A 16,543-nucleotide genomic window follows, 5' to 3' on the forward strand; every position below is an offset into this window, starting at 1 on the left:
CGGTCGCCGGTGAGCGCGGTACGCGCGGGAGACAGGAGATGACGTTGGAGCACACCGAGACCGGCGCCGTCGCGGGCGGGATCGACGCCGAGCGGGTCGCCGAGCTCGCGGCCGAGAGGCTGGACTGGCGCTTCAAGGCCGTTCCCGCCTCGGCGTGGGGGAGCACGGTGGCCGGCTTCGTGGCGGGGCGGCCCTCGCTGGAGGACCTCGGCACCCCGCTGCTCACGCTCGACGCGAGCGCGCTGGAGCACAATCTGCGCACGATGGCCGGCTGGTGCGCGGCGGTGGGCGTGGACCTGGCCCCGCACGGCAAGACCACGATGGCCCCGGCCCTGTGGGAACGGCAGCTGGCCGCCGGTGCCCGCGCCATCACCCTCGCCAACCTCCCACAGCTCAGGGTCGCCCGCGCGTTCGGCGTGCGGCGCGTTCACCTCGCCAACACCGTCCTGGACCCGGCGGGGCTGCGCTGGATCGCCGCCGAGCTCGACCGCGACCCGGACTTCTCCGTCACCTCCTGGGTCGACTCGGTCCGCGCCGTCGAACTCATGGAGGAGGCGCTCGGCGGCGGCCCGGTCGAGCCGTCGCGGCCGCTCGACGTCTGCGTGGAGCTGGGCGGCGCGGACGGCCGAACCGGCGCCCGTACGCTCGACGAGGCGCTGGCCGTCGCGGAGGCCGTCACGGCGGCGCGGCACCTCCGGCTCGTCGGTGTCAGCGGCTATGAGGGCGCGCTGGCCCACGGCTCCGTCGCGGAGGCGGTCGCCGTGCTCGAGTCCTACCTCGGCGACCTGCGGGAGCTGCACGACCGCCTCCGGGACGGGCGGCTGCTGGACGCGGCGGACGAGACCGGCGACGCCGTGATCACCGCCGGTGGGAGCGCGTGGTTCGACGTGGTCGTCCGCGTCCTCGCTCCGGCCTCGGACGCCCGTACGCGGGTCATGCTCCGCTCCGGCGCGTACCTCATCCACGACGATGGGTTCTACCGTGGGGTCTCGCCGTTCGCCCGGGAGGAGGGCGCCGTGCGCCTGCGCAGCGCGATGCACGGGTGGGCGCGGGTCGTCTCCCGGCCGGAGCCGGGGCTGGCCCTCCTGGACGCCGGCAAGCGCGACCTTCCCTACGACGAGGGCATGCCGGAGCCGCAACTCGTACGCGGACGCGGGCCGCTCGCCCCCGGCGCGCACGTCAGCAGGCTGAACGACCAGCACGCGTTCCTCCGGGACGCGGACGTGTCGGTGGGCGACGTCGTCCGGCTGGGCCTGTCCCACCCCTGCACGGCGTTCGACAAGTGGACGCTCATCCCGGTCGTGGACGACGCCGCGGCCGACGGTCCGGTGGTGGTGGATCTGGTCCGGACCTTCTTCTGAAGATTCATTATTTGAACTACGGGACGGTAACTGACGAAATTGTTTGATCGATTTCCATGGCCGAGCTCGATTCGGTACTGTTCTACCGTTTTATGCCCCGCATGCATGATCGCTTGCGCCCCCTCGACAGCGACTCATGAAAGGACGCCACCGTGGGTACAGCGGTGCTCCCCCGTGAACTGCCGCCCCGCCTCGTGACCGCCGTCATGAGCGCCTCCGCGGATGTGGGAATGTGAACATCTTTCTCTGGACTCCCCTGCTCGTCCTCCTGTCCATGACGCTCGCGGTGCGGGGGCGCCGTCGGTCCGCGGCGGCCGCGCCCGACCCGAACGCCTATCCCGAGTCGATGACCGCCGTGCTGCCTCCCGGCGACGAGGAATATCTCGCCTGGCTGGCCGATGATTCCTGGCCGAACGACGAATACCTTGATCTAGAACGCACCTGGCGCGCCGAACTCGAGCCGATCACTGTTGATCACGACGGGCCCGTATGCCCGGGCTGTGACCGTCCCGGGGACGACGTCTGGCCTTGCCCGAATTGTGGGCTTCTGGTGCATTCGACGTGTGGTCACGGAATGCGCCGCAGAAAGATCTCCAAGCCGTACCGGACCCGTGACATGGACGCCGAGTCCGTCGTCGCCGAGTGGGTCTGCCGCCGGTGCGCGTCGGTCGTCGGACTCGACGTGGACCGCGGCGACGAGGAGACCGGGCACGGCCTGCACCAGTGACCCGGCGGGGGCCCGGCGTTGACGCGCCGGGCCACGCCTGCTTACGGTCGTCATACCGACCAGTCGGTATGCTGACGGGCCGGGCAGACCCGACGGCCGCAGAGGCCGCGTTCGCGAGGGGACGGCGATGGACTTCGCATTCGACCAGACCACCATCGAGTACCGCGACCGGCTGCTGGAGTTCATGGACTCGCACGTCCATCCGGCCGAGCCCGTCTACGCCGCGCAGGCCGCCGAGCTCGCCGGCACGTGGGCCACTCCGCCGGTGATCGAGGACCTGAAGGCCGAGGCGCGCAAGCGCGGCCTGTGGAACCTCTTCCTCCCGCACGAGCCGCACGGCGCCGGCCTGAGCAACCTGCAGTACGCCCCGCTCGCCGAGATCATGGGCCGGTCGCCGAAGATCGCGCCGGTGGCGCTCAACTGCGCGGCGCCCGACACCGGCAACATGGAGATCCTCGCACTGTTCGGCACGCCCGAGCAGAAGGAGCGGTGGCTCGAGCCGCTGCTGGACGGCGCGATCCGCTCGGCGTTCTGCATGACCGAACCGGCCGTGGCCTCCTCCGACGCCACCAACATCGGGCTGCGCATCGAGCGGGACGGCGACTCGTACGTGCTGAACGGCCGCAAGTGGTGGACGTCCGGCGCGCTCAGCCCCGAGTGCGAGATCTTCATCGTGATGGGCGTGACCGACCCGGACGCCCCGCCGTACCGCCGGCAGAGCATGGTGCTGGTGCCGAAGGACACGCCCGGTGTCACCGTCGAGCGGGGACTGCACGTCTTCGGCTACGACGACGGCACGCACGGCGGCCACGCCGAGATCTCCTTCGACGACGTACGGGTGCCGGCCGCCGGCATCCTCCTCGGCGAGGGCGAGGGCTTCCGCATCGCGCAGGAGCGGCTCGGGCCCGGCCGCATCCACCACTGCATGCGCGCCATCGGCATGGCCGAGCGCGCCCTGGAGCTGATGTGCGAGCGGGTCGTGTCGCGGGTCGCCTTCGGCGGGCCGATCGCCGACCAGGGCGTCGTGCAGGACTGGATCGCCGAGTCGCGCATCCGGATCGAGCAGGCGCGGCTGCTCGTCCTGAAGACCGCGTGGCTGATGGACACCGTCGGCAACAAGGGCGCCCGGGTGGAGATCTCGGCGATCAAGGCGCTGGTGCCGGAGATGGCGAACTGGGTGATCGACCGGGCGATCCAGGCGCACGGCGGCGCGGGCGTCTCGCAGGACTTCCCGCTCGCCGAGCTGTGGGCGGGCGTGCGGACCCTGCACCTGGCGGACGGTCCCGACGAGGTGCACAAGCGGTCGATCGCCCGTCGCGAGCTCGCCGCCTACCGGGGCAGATGATGGCGGACGAGCGCCCGCTGCCGGAACGGCTGCTGGCGGTGGCCACCCGGCTGTTCGCCGAGAACGGCTACGAGGGCACCTCCGTCCAGGAGATCGTCCGGGCCGCCGGTGTCACCAAGGGGGCGATGTACCACTATTTCGCCGCCAAGGACGACCTGCTCTACGAGATCTACCACCGGTTGCTCGCCCTGCAGACCGACCGGCTGCGGCGGTTCGCGGGCGGCACCGGCCCGGCGGAGGAGCGCCTGCGCGCCGCCGCCGTCGACGTGATCGAGACGAGCGTCGCGCATCTGGACGAGCTGACGGTCTTCTTCCGCTCGATGCACCTGCTGCCGGCCGAGAAGCAGAAGGCCGTACGGGCGGAGCGGCGCCGCTACCACGAGTGCTTCCGCGCCCTGGTGGAGGAGGGACAGCGGGAGGGGACCTTCCGGCCCGGCGTCCCGGCGGACCTGGCGGTCAACTTCTTCTTCGGCGCGGTGCACCAGCTGAGCACGTGGTGGCACCCGGACGGGCCGCTGGACGCCGGGGCGGTGGGCGACTACTACGTCGGTCTCTACCTCGACGGACTGCGCGAGCCCGGCGACGGCTCGCCGGGCCGATGAATCATTCGCCGCCGCTGCGGTAGATGGAGGACATGGAGAAACTGTCATTGGAAGCCCGGGCTCGCGAGCAGCTGGACCGGGCCCTGAGCGACTCGGCCGGCCGCAGTGCCACCACGGTCTACGGAGGGCACGAGCACGTGCTCCGGCAGACGCTCATCGCGCTCAAGGCCGACACGACGATGGACGAGCACGTGGGCCCGGAGGAGGGCACCGTCCAGGTCCTGCAGGGTCGCGTCCGGCTCGTCGCGGGGGACGACTTCTGGGAGGGCCGGACCGGCGACCTGATCTTCGTGCCGAAGGCCCGGCACCGCGTCGAGGCGATCGAGAACTCGGCCATCCTGCTCACCGCGGTCAAACTGCCGTCGGCGGCGGAGAACATCTGAACCGCTCCGGGCGGGCCGGTGACCTGCACCGGCCCACTCCGGTCACCGCCGCCCCTTGACCGTAACCGACCACTTACCTGAGCATGGGGGTCGATGCGGAAGGCGGTGGCGTCATGACGACCCGGTCCGGTCCGGCCCCATCGGAGATCGGCCTGTCCTCACTGGAGTTCTGGGCGCTGCCCGGCGAGGAGCGTGAGGCGGCCTTCGCGGACCTGCGCGCCCGGGAGCATCCGGCATTCTTCCCCGAACTCCCCGTCCCGTTCGTGCGGCCCGGTAAGGGCTTCTACGCGCTGGTGCGGCACGCGGACGTCAGCGAGGCCAGCCGCCACCCGGAGATCTTCAGCAGTGAGCCGAGCGCGACCAGCATCCCGGACTTCCCCGCGTACATGGAGCGGTTCTTCGGCTCGCTGATCAACATGGACGATCCCCGGCACGCCAAGATCCGCCGGATCGTGTCCCGCGCCTTCACCCCGAAGATGCTCGCCAAGACCGAGGAGGACGTCCGGCGGCGCGCCGCGCGGATCGTCGACGAGCTGATCGAGACCGGCCCGGGGGACTTCGTCGCGAAGGTCGCCGTACGCCTGCCGGTCGAGGTCATCTGCGACATGCTCGGCATCCCCGAACGGGACTACCCCCGGGTCATCGAGCGCACGAACGTCATCCTGGGCAACTCCGACCCCGAGTACACCGGGATCAAGCCCGGACGGGTCGGTCGCGTCACCGCGGCCCGCGCGCTGTTCAAGATCATCTGGGCGGCCCGCGACCTGCACCGGCTCGCGGCCGGCCTGGGCCGCCGGCGCGTCGAGAACCCGACCGGCGACCTGGTCTCGGCGCTGGTCAACGCCAACGTCGACGGCGAGCGGCTGACCGTCCGCGAACTCGGCTCGTTCTTCCTGCTGCTCGTCGTCGCGGGGAACGAGACGACCCGGACGGCCCTCAGCCACGCGCTGAAGCTGTTCACCGACTTCCCCGACCAGCGGGCGCTGCTCCTCGAGGACTTCGAGGGCCGGATCGGGGGAGCGGTCGAGGAGATCGTGCGCTACTCCACACCCGTGATCTTCATGCGCCGCAACCTCACCCGCGACCACGAGATGAACGGGCACACCTACCGCGCGGGCGACAAGGTGCTGCTGTTCTACAACTCCGCCAACCGCGACGAGGCGGTGTTCGAGCACGCGGACGTCTTCGACATCACCCGCGGCCCGAACCCGCACGTCGGGTTCGGCGGTCCGGGCCCGCACTTCTGCCTCGGCGCCAACCTGGCCCGTCGGGAGATCACCGTGATGCTCCGGGAGTTGTTCACCCGGGTCCCGGACATCCGCGCCGCCGGTGAGCCCGACCGCCTGCTGTCCGGCTTCATCAACGGCTACAAGCGCCTGCCCTGCACCTTCACCGCCCCCTGACCGCGATCAGAAGAGCAGGTCCTCGGCCTGCCTGCCGGACGGGTCCGCGCTCAGCAGTTCCGCGTGGAGGTCGTCCATGTGGCGGCCGGGTTCCTCCGTGTCACCCGTCGTCTCTCGCAGCGACCACGCGGGGAGCGAGTCGTCGTCCAGGTCGTGGTTGGGCACGTCGAGCGCGTACAGGACGGCGAAGGCCGCGTCGCAGGCGGCGCGCCGCGCCAGGGTGACGACGTCGGCCCGGTCGGCGCCCGCGTCGAGCAGGCGGCGGGCGGCGGCGATGCCGTCGATCTCTCCGGGCCGCTCGAGGCTGTTGATGGCGTACTCCCAGATGTGGCGCAGCAGCAGGAAGCGGGCGAGCTGCGGGATGTCCTCCCCGACCTCCAGGCGCGCCTCTTCCTCCGGGTACTCGGCGCCGAGCGCGGCGAACCGGTCGCGTAGCGCGAGCGCGCGGGCGCGGTCCGCCTCAGAAAGGGTCTCCAGCCAGCCGGTCCAGCCCGATGGGGCCGATGATGCAGACGTCATGATCGCAGTATGGCCGCGCCACCCGGCCGGCGATGCCGGCGGGGTGGCGCGGGAGCGGGCGTCCGCCCGGGTCAGGAGGGAAGGCTGACGAACCTGGCGAGGAACTCCCGGGCCGGGGAGGAGTCCAGGCGGTAGTCGTAGTTGGTGTCCTTGCAGGCGTCGTCGTCCCCGCTGATCGTGGTGGCCACCAGGAGGTCGGTGTTGCCGAGGAAGTTGGGGCCGCCGGAGTCGCCGAAGCAGGTCCCGCCGTCGCCGCGGTCCGGCTGGAGCTTCAGCCACCGGTGGGTGAGCCCCTGGTAGGAGATCGACGTCCGGCTGCGGGTGTCGGTGTAGACGAACTTCATCTTGCGCTTCACCTTGGACGGGTTGAGCGACCCGTACCCGACCGGCGTGAACTTGGCGTCCTTCAGCGAACCGTCGGCGCGCATCCGGGACAGCAGGTCCTTCGAGGGCAGGCTGGCGGGCTTGATGCCGGCGATCGGCGAGTCGAAGACCACGACGGCCATGTCGTACCGGTCGGCGTCGGAGTCATAGCGCTCGTCCGGTATGTACCGGCCGGTGTAGACAGCGTCCCCGGCCTTGTAGTGACTGGAGAAGGCCACCCGCGCGGTGCCCTTCTTGCCCTCCCGGCAGTGGGCCGCGGTGAGGAACACCGTCGGCGAGATGAGCGTGCCGGTGCAGTAGGACCAGGTGCCGTCGGGGTACGGCCTGTTGGCGATCAGGGCACCGACCGACGGATGGTCCTCTCCGTCGGGAGATCCATTGGTGATCGCTGAGGCGGGGGAGGCCAGACCGACGATCATAAACGCAGAAATTGCAACGGGGGCGGCAAAGCGCATGGGCAGACCTTAAACGGAAATACCGCCTTTAGTCCAAATGATCAGAAAAAGATCTACTTACCGCCTCAGTCCTCCGACCTGCGGATACATCGCCGGATCGATGATCCGAATGGTGCGGTACGAGCGGGCCGAACGGGCGCGCCCGGCCGTCCGGAAAGACGAGCGGGCCGAAGCCGTGGCGGTCCCGGGCCGTGATCAGGAAAGGCCGATTCGCCGTGCGGCCCGGTCCCAGGCGGCGTCGTCGCCGCGCGGGTGGTAGACGGTCAGATCCTGCGTCCGGCGCACCAGCTCGCGCGGCTCGACGGCCGACCCGTGCGCGTGGGCCTGCACCAGAGCGTTCCCGATCGCCGTCGCCTCCACGGGCCCGGCGACGACCGGCAGGCCGCAGGCGTCCGCGGTGAGCCGGCACAGCAGCGCGTTGCGCGCCCCGCCGCCGACGATGTGCACGACCTCAACCGACCTGCCGGAGAGCCGGGCGGCGTCCCGGATCGCGGCGCGGTGCCCGAGGGCGAGGCTCTCCAGGATGCAGCGGACGACCGCCGCCCGGCTCTCCGGCGGCCGCTGCCCGGTCCGCGCGCAGTACGCCGCGATCCGCGCGGGCATGTCACCCGGCGGGAGGAACGCCTGGTCGCCCGGGTCGACGAGCGCGGCGAACGCCGGCGCGTCCGCCGCCGCGGCCAGCAGGTCGGGCAGCGAGGCCTCGGCCCGCCACGTCCGCAGCGACTCCTGCAGCAGCCACAGTCCCATGACGTTGCGCAGGTAGCGGATCGTGCCGCCGACCCCGACCTCGTTGGTGAACCCGGCGACCCGGCTCTCCTCCGACAGCACCGGCGCGTCGAGCTCTACCCCGGCCAGCGACCAGGTGCCGCACGACACGTAGCCGAAGCGGTCGTGCTCGGCGGGGACCGCCAGGACGGCCGAGGCGGTGTCGTGCGAGCCGACCGCGGTGACGGGCAGCGCGTCCGGCAGTCCGGTCTCGGCCGCGACGTCCGGCCGCAGCGTGCCGATGACGTCGCCCGGCCGGCGCAGCGGCGGGAAGATCCCGGTCGGCAGCCCGAGGCGTTCGATGAGGGAGTACGCCCAGTCGCCCGCGCGCACGTCGTACAGCCCGGTCGTCGAGGCGTTGGTCATCTCCGCGCCCGCCTCGCCCGTCAGCCAGTACGCCAGCAGGTCCGGGATCATCAGGAGCGTGCGGGCGGCCTCCGGCACCGGTGCCGACAGCAGCTGGTACACCGTGTTGAACGGCAGGAACTGCAGCCCGCCGACGTCGTACAGCGTCTGCGCGCCCAGCTCGGCGACCACCTTGTCCATGACGCCGTCGGCGCGGTCGTCCCGGTAGTGGACGGGGTTGCCCAGGAGGGTCCCGGCGGGGTCGAGCAGCCCGTAGTCGACGGCCCAGGAGTCGACGCCGATCGAGGCGACCCCGTCGGCGGCCCGCAGCCCGTCCAGGACGTGCCCGTACAGGCCGAGCACGTCCCAGTAGAGGGTGCCGCCGGCGCGAACGGGGCGGTTCGGGAAGCGGTGCGCCTCCCGGAGGGTCAGTTCGTCCTCGCCCACCCGGGCGACCATCACGCGCCCGCTGGAGGCGCCCAGGTCCACAGCGGCGAATGAACGCGGCGTCATGAGACCTCCTTCGTCGGTCGAATGACCAAGATGCTGTGCTTGCGGATTCCCTCGCTTCGCTCGGTCATCGACTCTGCTCCTGGGGGGTGTCCGTGATCACGATGGTCAGCCGGCGCGGGCCGTGCACGCCCTCGACACGGGACAGCTCGATGTCGCTGGTCGCCGATGGGCCGGAGATGAACGTCAGCGGCCGCTCGGGGGAGAGGCCCTCGATCGCCTCGGGCACGTCAGCGGCGATCCGCGCGGCCTCGACCACGACGACATGGTGGTCCGGGACGAGCGTGAGCGCCCGGCGGCCCTGCCCGGGGCCGTGGTCGAGCACGACGGTGCCGGTCTCGGCGATGGCGGCCGCGCAGCCGGTGATCACCCCGTCCAGGGCGTCGAGCTCGGCCACCGACACCGGCGGGTCGTCCCGTACGACGTCGACCTCGGCCGTCCACGCCTCGGGCAGGCCGTCCGGGGCGACGTAGCGGCCGCGCAGCTCGCCGAGCACACCGGGCAGGTCCGCGGCGGCGATCCGGCGGACCTCCGCGCGGTAGTCGGCGGCGCGCTCGGCGAACAGGGCCACCACGTCGCCGTCGTGATGACGGCGGAGGTACGGCCGGGGCAGCGCGGCGTACGCGGCGGCGTCCGCCGGCGCGTCGCCGAGCCGCCGCAGGATCTCCTCGCGGGCGTTCACGATCGTTTCTCCCACCAGTCGCGGAAGGTCTCCCTCGCGGGGACGGGCGCGTCACGGGTGTCGGTCCAGCGCGTCAGGGGGCCCGGCAGCCGGCGGATGCCGCCCCCGCGGCCGAGAATCCGCCCGGCCGTGCCCGCCAGGCGCTGCCCGAAGGCGAGCCGGGTGGGGGAGCGCAGCGTCCAGGCGGCGAACCGCATGGCCGCCTTCTCCGCGCGGCCGTGCACGGCGCGGGACCGCAGGTGCACGAGCACCTCGGGGATGTCGATGGCGACCGGGCAGACCTCGTAGCAGGCGCCGCACAGCGTCGAGGCGTACGGCAGCGAGTCGTCGACCGGCGAACCGGATCCGCGCAGTTGCGGCGACAGGATCGCGCCGATCGGCCCCGGGTACGGCGACCCGTACGCGTGCCCGCCCGCGCGCTGGTAGACGGGACAGACGTTGAGGCAGGCCGAGCAGCGGATGCAGCGCAGCGCCTGCCGGCCGACCTCGTCCGCGCGCGTCGCCGTACGCCCGTTGTCGACCAGGACCAGGTGGAACGTCTGGCCCTCGGTCGCGCCCGACCAGATCGAGGTGTAGGGGTTCATCCGCTCGGCGGTCGACGAGCGCGGCAGCAGCTGGAGGAACACCTCCAGGTCCCGCCAGGCGGGCACGACCTTCTCGATGCCCATCACCGAGATCAGCGTCTCGGGGAGCGTCAGGCACATCCGGCCGTTGCCCTCGGACTCGACCACGACGAGGGACCCGGTCTCGGCGACCGCGAAGTTCACCCCGGACACGGCGACCTTCGCGGCCAGGAACCGCTCCCGCAGGTGGGTACGGGCGGCCTCGGCCAGCCGGGCGGGTTCGTCGGTCAGGTCGTCGGGCGCCCCCGGCATCTCCCGGCGGAAGATCTCGCGGATCTCGGCGCGGCCCCGGTGGATCGCCGGGACGAGGATGTGCGAGGGACGGTCGTTCCCGAGCTGGACGATGAGCTCGGCCAGGTCCGTCTCGTGCGCGTGGATGCCCTCGGCGGCGAGCGCCTCGTTCAGGCCGATCTCCTGGGTGGCCATCGACTTGACCTTCACGACGTCGGTCTCGCCGGTGGCCTTGATCAGATCGGTGACGATCCGGTTCGCCTCGGCGGCGTCCCGGGCCCAGTGCACGGTGCCGCCGCGCGCCGTCACCTGTTCCTCCAGGAGCCTCAGATAGTGGCCGAGGTGCTCGATCGTGTGATCCTTGATGAGCTTGGCCGTCTCGCGCAGCTCCGCCCAGTCGGCCAGTTCGCTCACGGCGGCGGCGCGCTTGGCGCGGATCGTCGTGGTGGCGTGCGCGAGGTTCCGGCGCAGCCGCGTGTCGCGTGCGGCGCTGCGCGCGGCCTCCGGGAAGGCGGGCATCCCGACGTACGTCGGCATGCGCCCGCGGGACCCGGCCGTTCGCTGGGGAGTGGACATGGGAGATTCGCCGATCCGCTCGTTCACTCGGTGGCCGCCAGGATCTCGGCCAGGTGCAGGGTCCGAACGCCCGTGCGCAGCCGGGACAGCAGGCCGCCGATGTGGGCGAGACAGGAGTTGTCGGCCGCGCAGACGACCTCCGCGCCGGTCTGCCGGATCCGGGAGACCTTGTCCGCGCCCATCGCGGCCGACACGTCGGGGTTCTTCAGCGCGAAGGTGCCGCCGAAGCCACAGCACTCCGCCGAGTCGGGGAGCTCGACGAGGTCGATGCCGCGCACGGCCCGCAGCAGGCGCAGCGGCCGGTCCCCGAGGCCCAGGGCGCGCAGGGAGTGACAGGTCGGGTGGTAGGTGACGCGGTGCGGGAAGTACGCGCCGACGTCCTCCACGCCGAGCACGTCGACGAGCAGTTCGGACAGCTCGTGGACCCGCGCCCCGGTCCACCGGGCCTCCTTGGCCAGGCCCTCGTCGCCGATCGTCCGGGCCACCCGCGGGTGGTTCTCCCTGATCATGCCCGCGCAGGACGCCGACGGGACGACGACGGCGTCGAACGATTGGAACGTTTTAACAAAATCCTTGACGAGCGGACCGCACTCCCGGTCGTACCCGGTGTTGTAGTGCATCTGACCGCAGCACGTCTGCGCCGTGGGGAAGACGACCTCGTGGCCCAGGCGCTCCAGCAGGGTCACGACCGCCTTGCCGGTTCCGGGGTAGAGCGTGTCGTTGAAACAGGTGACGAACAGGGCGATGCGCATGTCAGCGGCTCGATTCGCGGACGACCAGCTCGGGCTGGAACATGATCTGCTGGTGTGCGTGGCCCCGGGGGTCGTCGCACTCCTCGAGCAGGAGCTCGGTGGCGATCTTGCCGAGCTGGTAGGTCGGCTGGCGGATGGAGCTGAGCGGCACCGCCGCCGCGGAGGAGAACTCGATGTCGTCGTAGCCGATGAGGGCGACGTCGTCCGGCACCCGTACGCCCGCCTGGGACAGCGCGCGCAGCACGCCGAGCGCCAGCAGGTCGTTCGCGCAGAAGATCGCGTCGGGGAGGCCGCCGGACAGGAGCTTCTCGGCGGCGAGCGCGCCGCCGCTCGCGTTCATCTCGGGGACCACCACGTCCTCCAGGGCGCGGGCGGGCCGCCCCGCCGTGCGCAGCGCCCGCCGGGCGCCCTTGCGCCGCTCCGTGCACTGCCGGATGCCGAGCGGGCCGGTGACGTACGCGAGACGCTCGGCGCCCCGGTCCAGGAGATGGGTCACCGCCAGGTCCCCGCCGGCGACGTCGTCCACGGACACCGAGCACACGTCCCCGGTCGCGGGGTGGTCGACCAGGACGACGGCGACGCCGCGCTCGCGCAGGTCCTCCAGGAGTGACAGGTCCTCGTCGGCCGGCGTGATCAGGACGCCGCGGACCCGCTGCTCGGCCAGGACCCGCAGGTTGCGCGCCTCCCGCCCGGGAGACTCGCCGGAGTTGCAGAGGATCACCGCGTGGTCCCGGTCGCTGACGACGTCCTCGACGCCCCGCGCGACCTCGACGAAGAAGGGGTTGCCCACGTCGAGCACCACCAGGCCGATGGCCCGGCTCTGCCCGGCCCGCAGCGTCGCGGCCGAGCCGTTGCGGACGAAGCCCAGCTCACGGATGGCCTGCTGGACCCGGGCCCGCGTCGTCGCGGCGACGCGTTCCGGCCGGTTCAGCACGTTCGAGACCGTGCCCGGCGACACGCCCGCGCGCCGCGCGACCTCCTTGATCCCCACGGTGACCAACGCCGTACCTCTTCCCAGATGTGATGGCGTTCACTGTGACGCCAGTATTAAAACGTGTCAACAGCCTGAGTGGAGACGTTTGGCGCGATCTGGCAGTGACTTGGTCGTTATCTCGTCGAGATAAGTCCAGGTCAGGCTACGTTTCAGTCGCTCGAGGCCAGGTTCGGCCGAAAACTGGCCCTTGACGTGTCCGGGCTCACAGACCTAGCGTCCCGGGTCAATCCCGTTAAAACGTTTTTATTCCGTTCACACGGAGGAAACATGAGCGAGTCGCCTCCGATCCTCGCCCTGAAGAACGTCAGCAAGGCGTTCGGTGCGGTGCGGGCTCTGCAGGACGTCTCCCTGGAGCTATGGGGCGGAGAGATCCACGCGCTCGCCGGCGAGAACGGTGCGGGCAAGTCCACTCTCGTGAAGACCCTGGCGGGCGTGCACCGCCCCGACCAGGGCCAGGTGCTGCTGGACGGCCGCCGCGTCGAGTTCCACGGTCCCGGCGACGCACAGCAGGCCGGCGTCGCCGTGATCTACCAGGAGCCCACACTCTTCCCCGACCTGTCGGTCGCGGAGAACATCTTCATGGGCCGTCAGCCGCGTTCCCGGTTCCGCCGCATCGACCGCCGCGCCCTCCGGGCCGAGACGGCGAAGCTGTTCGACCGGCTGGGCGTGGCCCTCGACCCCGACCGGCCCGCGCGCGGCCTGTCCATCGCGGACCAGCAGATCGTGGAGATCGCCAAGGCGATCTCGCGGGACGCCCGTGTCCTCATCATGGACGAGCCGACGGCGGCGCTGTCCGGCAACGAGGTCGCGCGCCTGTTCACCGTCGCCCGCACCCTTCAGGACCAGGGCTGCGCGCTGCTGTTCATCTCGCACCGGCTGGAGGAGATCTTCGAGCTGTGCCAGCGGGTGACGACGCTGCGCGACGGCCGCTACATCTCCACCGAGACCCTCGACGGGCTCACCGCCGACGACCTCGTCCAGCGGATGGTCGGCCGGGAGCTCGACACGCTGTACCCCAAGCAGGAGACCACGATCGGCGAGACGGTGCTGAAGGTCTCCCGGCTCACCCGGGAGGGCGTCTTCACCGACGTGTCCTTCGAGGTGCGGTCCGGTGAGATCGTCGCGCTGGCCGGCCTGGTCGGCGCGGGACGCAGCGAGGTGGCCCGCGCGGTCTTCGGCATCGACCGCTTCGACGCCGGGACCGTCGAGGTCGGCAAGGTGCGGCTGGCGGGCGGCAGCCCGACCACCGCGATGTCGGCCGGGCTCGCCCTGGTGCCCGAGGACCGGCGTCAGCAGGGTCTCGTCATGGACGGCACGATCGAGCGCAACATCGGCCTCACCCAGCTGCGGTCCCTGCGCCGTGGCCCGGTCATCTCCCGGAAGGTCGAACGCGACCGGGCGGCCGACTGGGCGATCCGGCTGCAACTGAAGTACGCCCGCCTCAGCGACGTCGTCGGCGTGCTGTCCGGCGGCAACCAGCAGAAGGTGGTCCTCGCCAAGTGGCTGTCCACCGAGCCCTCGGTGCTGATCATCGATGAGCCCACCCGCGGCATCGACGTCGGTACCAAGGCCGAGGTGCACCGGCTGCTGTCCGAGCTGGCCGGCGAGGGCCTCGCGGTCCTGATGATCTCCTCGGACCTGCCGGAGGTGCTCGGCATGGCCGACCGGGTGCTGGTCATGCACGAAGGCCGGCTCACCGCCGAGATCCCCCGGGAAGAGGCCACCGAGGAGACCGTCATGGCCGCCGCGACCGGCCAGACCCGAGAGGAGGCCGCGTAAATGGCAGCGATCACCGCCGACACCGGCGGGCGCCGGTTCGTCGACACCGTCCTGCGCGCGCGGGAGCTGAGCATCCTCGCGGCGCTGATCGTCCTCGTCGCCGTGACGACGGCGGTGAACTCATCGTTCCTGTCGACGCAGGGCGTCAAGGACATCTTCCTCAACGCCTCGATCCTGGCGCTGCTGGCCGTCGGCCAGACGATGGTCGTGGTCACCCGCAACATCGACCTGTCGGTCGGGTCGGTGGTCGGGCTGGTGGCCTTCGCCTCCGGGAAGTTCGTCGCCGGGCACGACCGCAACGTCCTGCTGGTGCTCGTCATCGGCATGCTGATCGGCGCGGTCTGCGGTCTCGTCAACGGCGTGCTGGTCAGCTTCTTCAAGGTCCCGGCGCTGGTGGTGACGCTCGGCACGCTGTACGTCATCCAGGGCCTGGACTACTACTGGGCGCACGGCCAACAGATCAACGCCGCCGACGTGCCCTCGTCACTGCTCGACCTCGGCAACGGCAGCGTGCTCGGCGTCCCCTACCTGCCGCTCATCACTGCGGTCGTGATGGTCGTGGTCGGGTACTACCTGCGGGCCTACCCGTCGGGCCGGGAGTTCTACGCCATCGGCTCCAACCCGGACGCCGCCCGGCTCGCCGGCATCGCGATCCGCAAGCGCGTCCTCACCGCCTACGTCGTCAGCGGCGTCCTCGCCGGACTGGCCGGGGTGCTGTGGCTGGCCCGTTTCGGCACCGTCGTGGCCGACGCCGCGCACGGCTGGGAGCTGAAGGTCGTCTCCGCCGTCGTGGTCGGCGGCGTCGCGATCGTCGGCGGCCTCGGCAGCGTGTACGGCGCCGCACTCGGCGCGCTCCTGCTCACGACCATCGGCAGCGTCCTGGTGGTGCTGAAGGTGAACTCCTTCTGGCAGGACGCCATCGCCGGTCTGCTGCTGCTCCTCGCGATCAGCGTGGACCGCCTGCTCGGCCTGCGCGTCACCCGCGCGCTGCGAAGGAGGAACGCCCGCCATGGCGCCTGAAGCCCCCGCGAAGGCCCCCGCCGTGCCACCGCGCGCCGAGGCCCCCCGCCCGCTGACCCGGTTCGTCCGCTGGGACGTCATCGTCACGGCCCTGCTGATCGTCGTGTTCCTCGGCGGCGCGTTCGGCACCTCCGATTTCGCCACGAGCGACAACCTGTCCTTCGCGCTGGGCGACCTCAGCGAGATCGCGCTGATCGCGCTGCCGATGACCCTGCTGGTCGTGGCCGCGGAGGTGGACCTGTCCGTCGCGTCGGTGCTCGGCCTGTGCAGCGCCCTGTTCGGCGCGCTGTGGGACGCCGGCTGGGCGATCGAAATGATCATCCCCTTCCTCCTGGTGGTCGGCGTGGTCGCCGGGCTGATCAACGGGCTCCTCGTGACCCGGCTCGGACTGCCCTCGCTGGCCGTCACCATCGGCACGATGACCCTCTACCGGGGGCTCGCCTACGTCGTGCTGGGCACCAAGGCCGTCGCGCAGTTCCCGCAGAACTACGCCGACATGGCGACCAAGACGGTGCCGGGCACCCCGATCCCGTACCCCTTCGCGCTGTTCATCCTGCTCGCCATCGTGACCGCGGTCGTCCTGCACGCCACCGGCCTGGGCCGCGCGCTGTTCGCGATCGGCGCCCAGGAGGAGGCGGCGTTCTTCGCCGGGATCCGGGTCAAGCGCATCAAGCTGCTGCTGTTCGTGGTCTCCGGGGTCGTGTCGGCGTTCGCCGGCGCGGTCTACACCCTCCGGTACGGCAGCGCCCGCGCCGACAACGGCCTCGGCCTGGAGCTCGCCGTCATCGCCTCGGTGCTGCTCGGCGGGGTCGACTTCGACGGCGGCAAGGGCACGCTCGGCGGCGTGGTCGCCGGCGTGCTGCTCATCGGCCTGCTCCGCAACCTGCTCATGCTCCGTGACGTCGCGACCGAGATCCAGTCGATCGTCACCGGCCTCCTCCTCATCGTCTCCGTGCTCACGCCGCGGATCGCGGCCGCCGTACGCGAGACACGACGACATCACCGCGGCACCACCCCGTCCGTCTCGTCCTGAAGCCCCGCGGCACCCCGTACCTCTCCTTCTCCCCAGCGAACGACGAAAAGGAAT

Annotated in this window: 16 protein-coding genes; 9 read left to right on the forward strand and 7 right to left on the reverse strand. The window is 71.3% G+C overall.

The window, feature by feature from the left end; all coding sequences use genetic code 11:
- The first annotated feature begins 38 nt into the window (after nt 1–38).
- From AB0L00_RS27155 to AB0L00_RS27180, 6 genes are all read left to right on the forward strand, one after another.
- Nucleotides 39–1,361 carry an alanine racemase gene (locus AB0L00_RS27155; protein ID WP_364439725.1) on the forward strand — a complete coding sequence of 441 codons (1,323 nt, stop codon included), beginning with the start codon at nt 39–41 and terminating at the stop codon, nt 1,359–1,361.
- Between the two features lie 232 nt (nt 1,362–1,593).
- Nucleotides 1,594–2,088 (forward strand): hypothetical protein, encoded by a 495-nt coding sequence (locus AB0L00_RS27160; RefSeq protein ID WP_364439728.1) that lies wholly within the window; start codon nt 1,594–1,596, stop codon nt 2,086–2,088.
- A gap of 127 nt (nt 2,089–2,215) precedes the next feature.
- A complete protein-coding gene (locus tag AB0L00_RS27165) occupies nt 2,216–3,433 on the forward strand; it encodes an acyl-CoA dehydrogenase family protein (RefSeq protein WP_364439731.1) in 1,218 nt (405 codons plus the stop codon).
- A complete protein-coding gene (locus AB0L00_RS27170) occupies nt 3,433–4,035 on the forward strand; it encodes a TetR/AcrR family transcriptional regulator (RefSeq protein ID WP_364439734.1) in 603 nt (200 codons plus the stop codon). The genes AB0L00_RS27165 and AB0L00_RS27170 overlap by 1 nt, the downstream gene beginning before the upstream one ends.
- A gap of 32 nt (nt 4,036–4,067) precedes the next feature.
- Nucleotides 4,068–4,418, forward strand: a complete 351-nt coding sequence (locus tag AB0L00_RS27175) for a cupin domain-containing protein (protein WP_364439737.1) — start codon at nt 4,068–4,070, stop codon at nt 4,416–4,418.
- Nucleotides 4,419–4,531: 113 nt separating this feature from the next.
- Complete coding sequence (locus AB0L00_RS27180; RefSeq protein WP_364439740.1) at nt 4,532–5,821, forward strand: cytochrome P450; 1,290 nt, start codon at nt 4,532–4,534, stop codon at nt 5,819–5,821.
- A 6-nt stretch (nt 5,822–5,827) separates the two neighbouring features.
- Here AB0L00_RS27180 and AB0L00_RS27185 read toward each other — a convergent pair whose 3' ends face one another.
- The 7 genes from AB0L00_RS27185 to AB0L00_RS27215 all read right to left on the reverse strand — a co-directional run bounded on the left by AB0L00_RS27185 (nt 5,828) and on the right by AB0L00_RS27215 (nt 12,663).
- Complete coding sequence (locus AB0L00_RS27185) at nt 5,828–6,340, reverse strand: hypothetical protein (RefSeq protein ID WP_364439743.1); 513 nt, start codon at nt 6,338–6,340, stop codon at nt 5,828–5,830.
- 71 nt (nt 6,341–6,411) lie between these two features.
- Nucleotides 6,412–7,143 carry a trypsin-like serine protease gene (locus tag AB0L00_RS27190; RefSeq protein WP_364439746.1) on the reverse strand — a complete coding sequence of 244 codons (732 nt, stop codon included), beginning with the start codon at nt 7,141–7,143 and terminating at the stop codon, nt 6,412–6,414.
- Between the two features lie 231 nt (nt 7,144–7,374).
- A complete protein-coding gene (locus AB0L00_RS27195; RefSeq protein ID WP_364439749.1) occupies nt 7,375–8,802 on the reverse strand; it encodes a rhamnulokinase family protein in 1,428 nt (475 codons plus the stop codon).
- 64 nt (nt 8,803–8,866) lie between these two features.
- Nucleotides 8,867–9,496, reverse strand: coding sequence for an LUD domain-containing protein (locus AB0L00_RS27200; RefSeq protein ID WP_364439752.1), 630 nt, complete (start codon nt 9,494–9,496; stop codon nt 8,867–8,869).
- The gene (locus AB0L00_RS27205; RefSeq protein WP_364439755.1) at nt 9,478–10,872 is read right to left on the reverse strand and encodes a lactate utilization protein B; all 1,395 of its coding nucleotides are present in this window, start codon (nt 10,870–10,872) and stop codon (nt 9,478–9,480) included. The genes AB0L00_RS27200 and AB0L00_RS27205 overlap by 19 nt, the downstream gene beginning before the upstream one ends.
- Before the next feature lie 62 nt (nt 10,873–10,934).
- A complete protein-coding gene (locus AB0L00_RS27210) occupies nt 10,935–11,663 on the reverse strand; it encodes a (Fe-S)-binding protein (RefSeq protein WP_364439758.1) in 729 nt (242 codons plus the stop codon).
- Between the two features lies 1 nt (nt 11,664).
- Nucleotides 11,665–12,663, reverse strand: a complete 999-nt coding sequence (locus tag AB0L00_RS27215) for a substrate-binding domain-containing protein (protein ID WP_364439760.1) — start codon at nt 12,661–12,663, stop codon at nt 11,665–11,667.
- A 261-nt stretch (nt 12,664–12,924) separates the two neighbouring features.
- Here AB0L00_RS27215 and AB0L00_RS27220 point away from each other — a divergent pair, with 261 nt between their 5' ends.
- Genes AB0L00_RS27220 through AB0L00_RS27230 form a run of 3 tightly spaced genes read left to right on the forward strand, consistent with a single transcriptional unit; the run spans nt 12,925 to nt 16,489 of the window.
- Nucleotides 12,925–14,436, forward strand: a complete 1,512-nt coding sequence (locus AB0L00_RS27220; RefSeq protein ID WP_364439763.1) for a sugar ABC transporter ATP-binding protein — start codon at nt 12,925–12,927, stop codon at nt 14,434–14,436.
- Nucleotides 14,437–15,456 (forward strand): ABC transporter permease, encoded by a 1,020-nt coding sequence (locus tag AB0L00_RS27225; protein WP_364439765.1) that lies wholly within the window; start codon nt 14,437–14,439, stop codon nt 15,454–15,456.
- On the forward strand, nt 15,446–16,489 hold the full coding sequence (locus tag AB0L00_RS27230) for an ABC transporter permease (protein WP_364439768.1): 1,044 nt from the start codon (nt 15,446–15,448) through the stop codon (nt 16,487–16,489). The genes AB0L00_RS27225 and AB0L00_RS27230 overlap by 11 nt, the downstream gene beginning before the upstream one ends.
- Nucleotides 16,490–16,543: the final 54 nt, after the last annotated feature.

This window comes from Actinoallomurus sp. NPDC052308, from assembly GCF_040679195.1.
Taxonomy (GTDB): domain Bacteria; phylum Actinomycetota; class Actinomycetes; order Streptosporangiales; family Streptosporangiaceae; genus Actinoallomurus; species Actinoallomurus liliacearum.

What these genes read in the sequence shown, in the direction of transcription:
- AB0L00_RS27225 (WP_364439765.1), top strand. Translation starts at nt 14,437, where the DNA reads ATGGCAGCGATCACCGCCGACACCGGCGGGCGCCGGTTCGTCGACACC.
- AB0L00_RS27170 (WP_364439734.1), top strand. Translation starts at nt 3,433, where the DNA reads ATGGCGGACGAGCGCCCGCTGCCGGAACGGCTGCTGGCGGTGGCCACC.
- AB0L00_RS27205 (WP_364439755.1), bottom strand. Translation starts at nt 10,872, where the DNA reads ATGCCGACGTACGTCGGGATGCCCGCCTTCCCGGAGGCCGCGCGCAGC.
- AB0L00_RS27175 (WP_364439737.1), top strand. Translation starts at nt 4,068, where the DNA reads ATGGAGAAACTGTCATTGGAAGCCCGGGCTCGCGAGCAGCTGGACCGG.
- AB0L00_RS27210 (WP_364439758.1), bottom strand. Translation starts at nt 11,663, where the DNA reads ATGCGCATCGCCCTGTTCGTCACCTGTTTCAACGACACGCTCTACCCC.
- AB0L00_RS27155 (WP_364439725.1), top strand. Translation starts at nt 39, where the DNA reads ATGACGTTGGAGCACACCGAGACCGGCGCCGTCGCGGGCGGGATCGAC.
- AB0L00_RS27185 (WP_364439743.1), bottom strand. Translation starts at nt 6,340, where the DNA reads ATGACGTCTGCATCATCGGCCCCATCGGGCTGGACCGGCTGGCTGGAG.
- AB0L00_RS27165 (WP_364439731.1), top strand. Translation starts at nt 2,216, where the DNA reads ATGGACTTCGCATTCGACCAGACCACCATCGAGTACCGCGACCGGCTG.
- AB0L00_RS27195 (WP_364439749.1), bottom strand. Translation starts at nt 8,802, where the DNA reads ATGACGCCGCGTTCATTCGCCGCTGTGGACCTGGGCGCCTCCAGCGGG.
- AB0L00_RS27230 (WP_364439768.1), top strand. Translation starts at nt 15,446, where the DNA reads ATGGCGCCTGAAGCCCCCGCGAAGGCCCCCGCCGTGCCACCGCGCGCC.
- AB0L00_RS27190 (WP_364439746.1), bottom strand. Translation starts at nt 7,143, where the DNA reads ATGATCGTCGGTCTGGCCTCCCCCGCCTCAGCGATCACCAATGGATCT.
- AB0L00_RS27220 (WP_364439763.1), top strand. Translation starts at nt 12,925, where the DNA reads ATGAGCGAGTCGCCTCCGATCCTCGCCCTGAAGAACGTCAGCAAGGCG.
- AB0L00_RS27180 (WP_364439740.1), top strand. Translation starts at nt 4,532, where the DNA reads ATGACGACCCGGTCCGGTCCGGCCCCATCGGAGATCGGCCTGTCCTCA.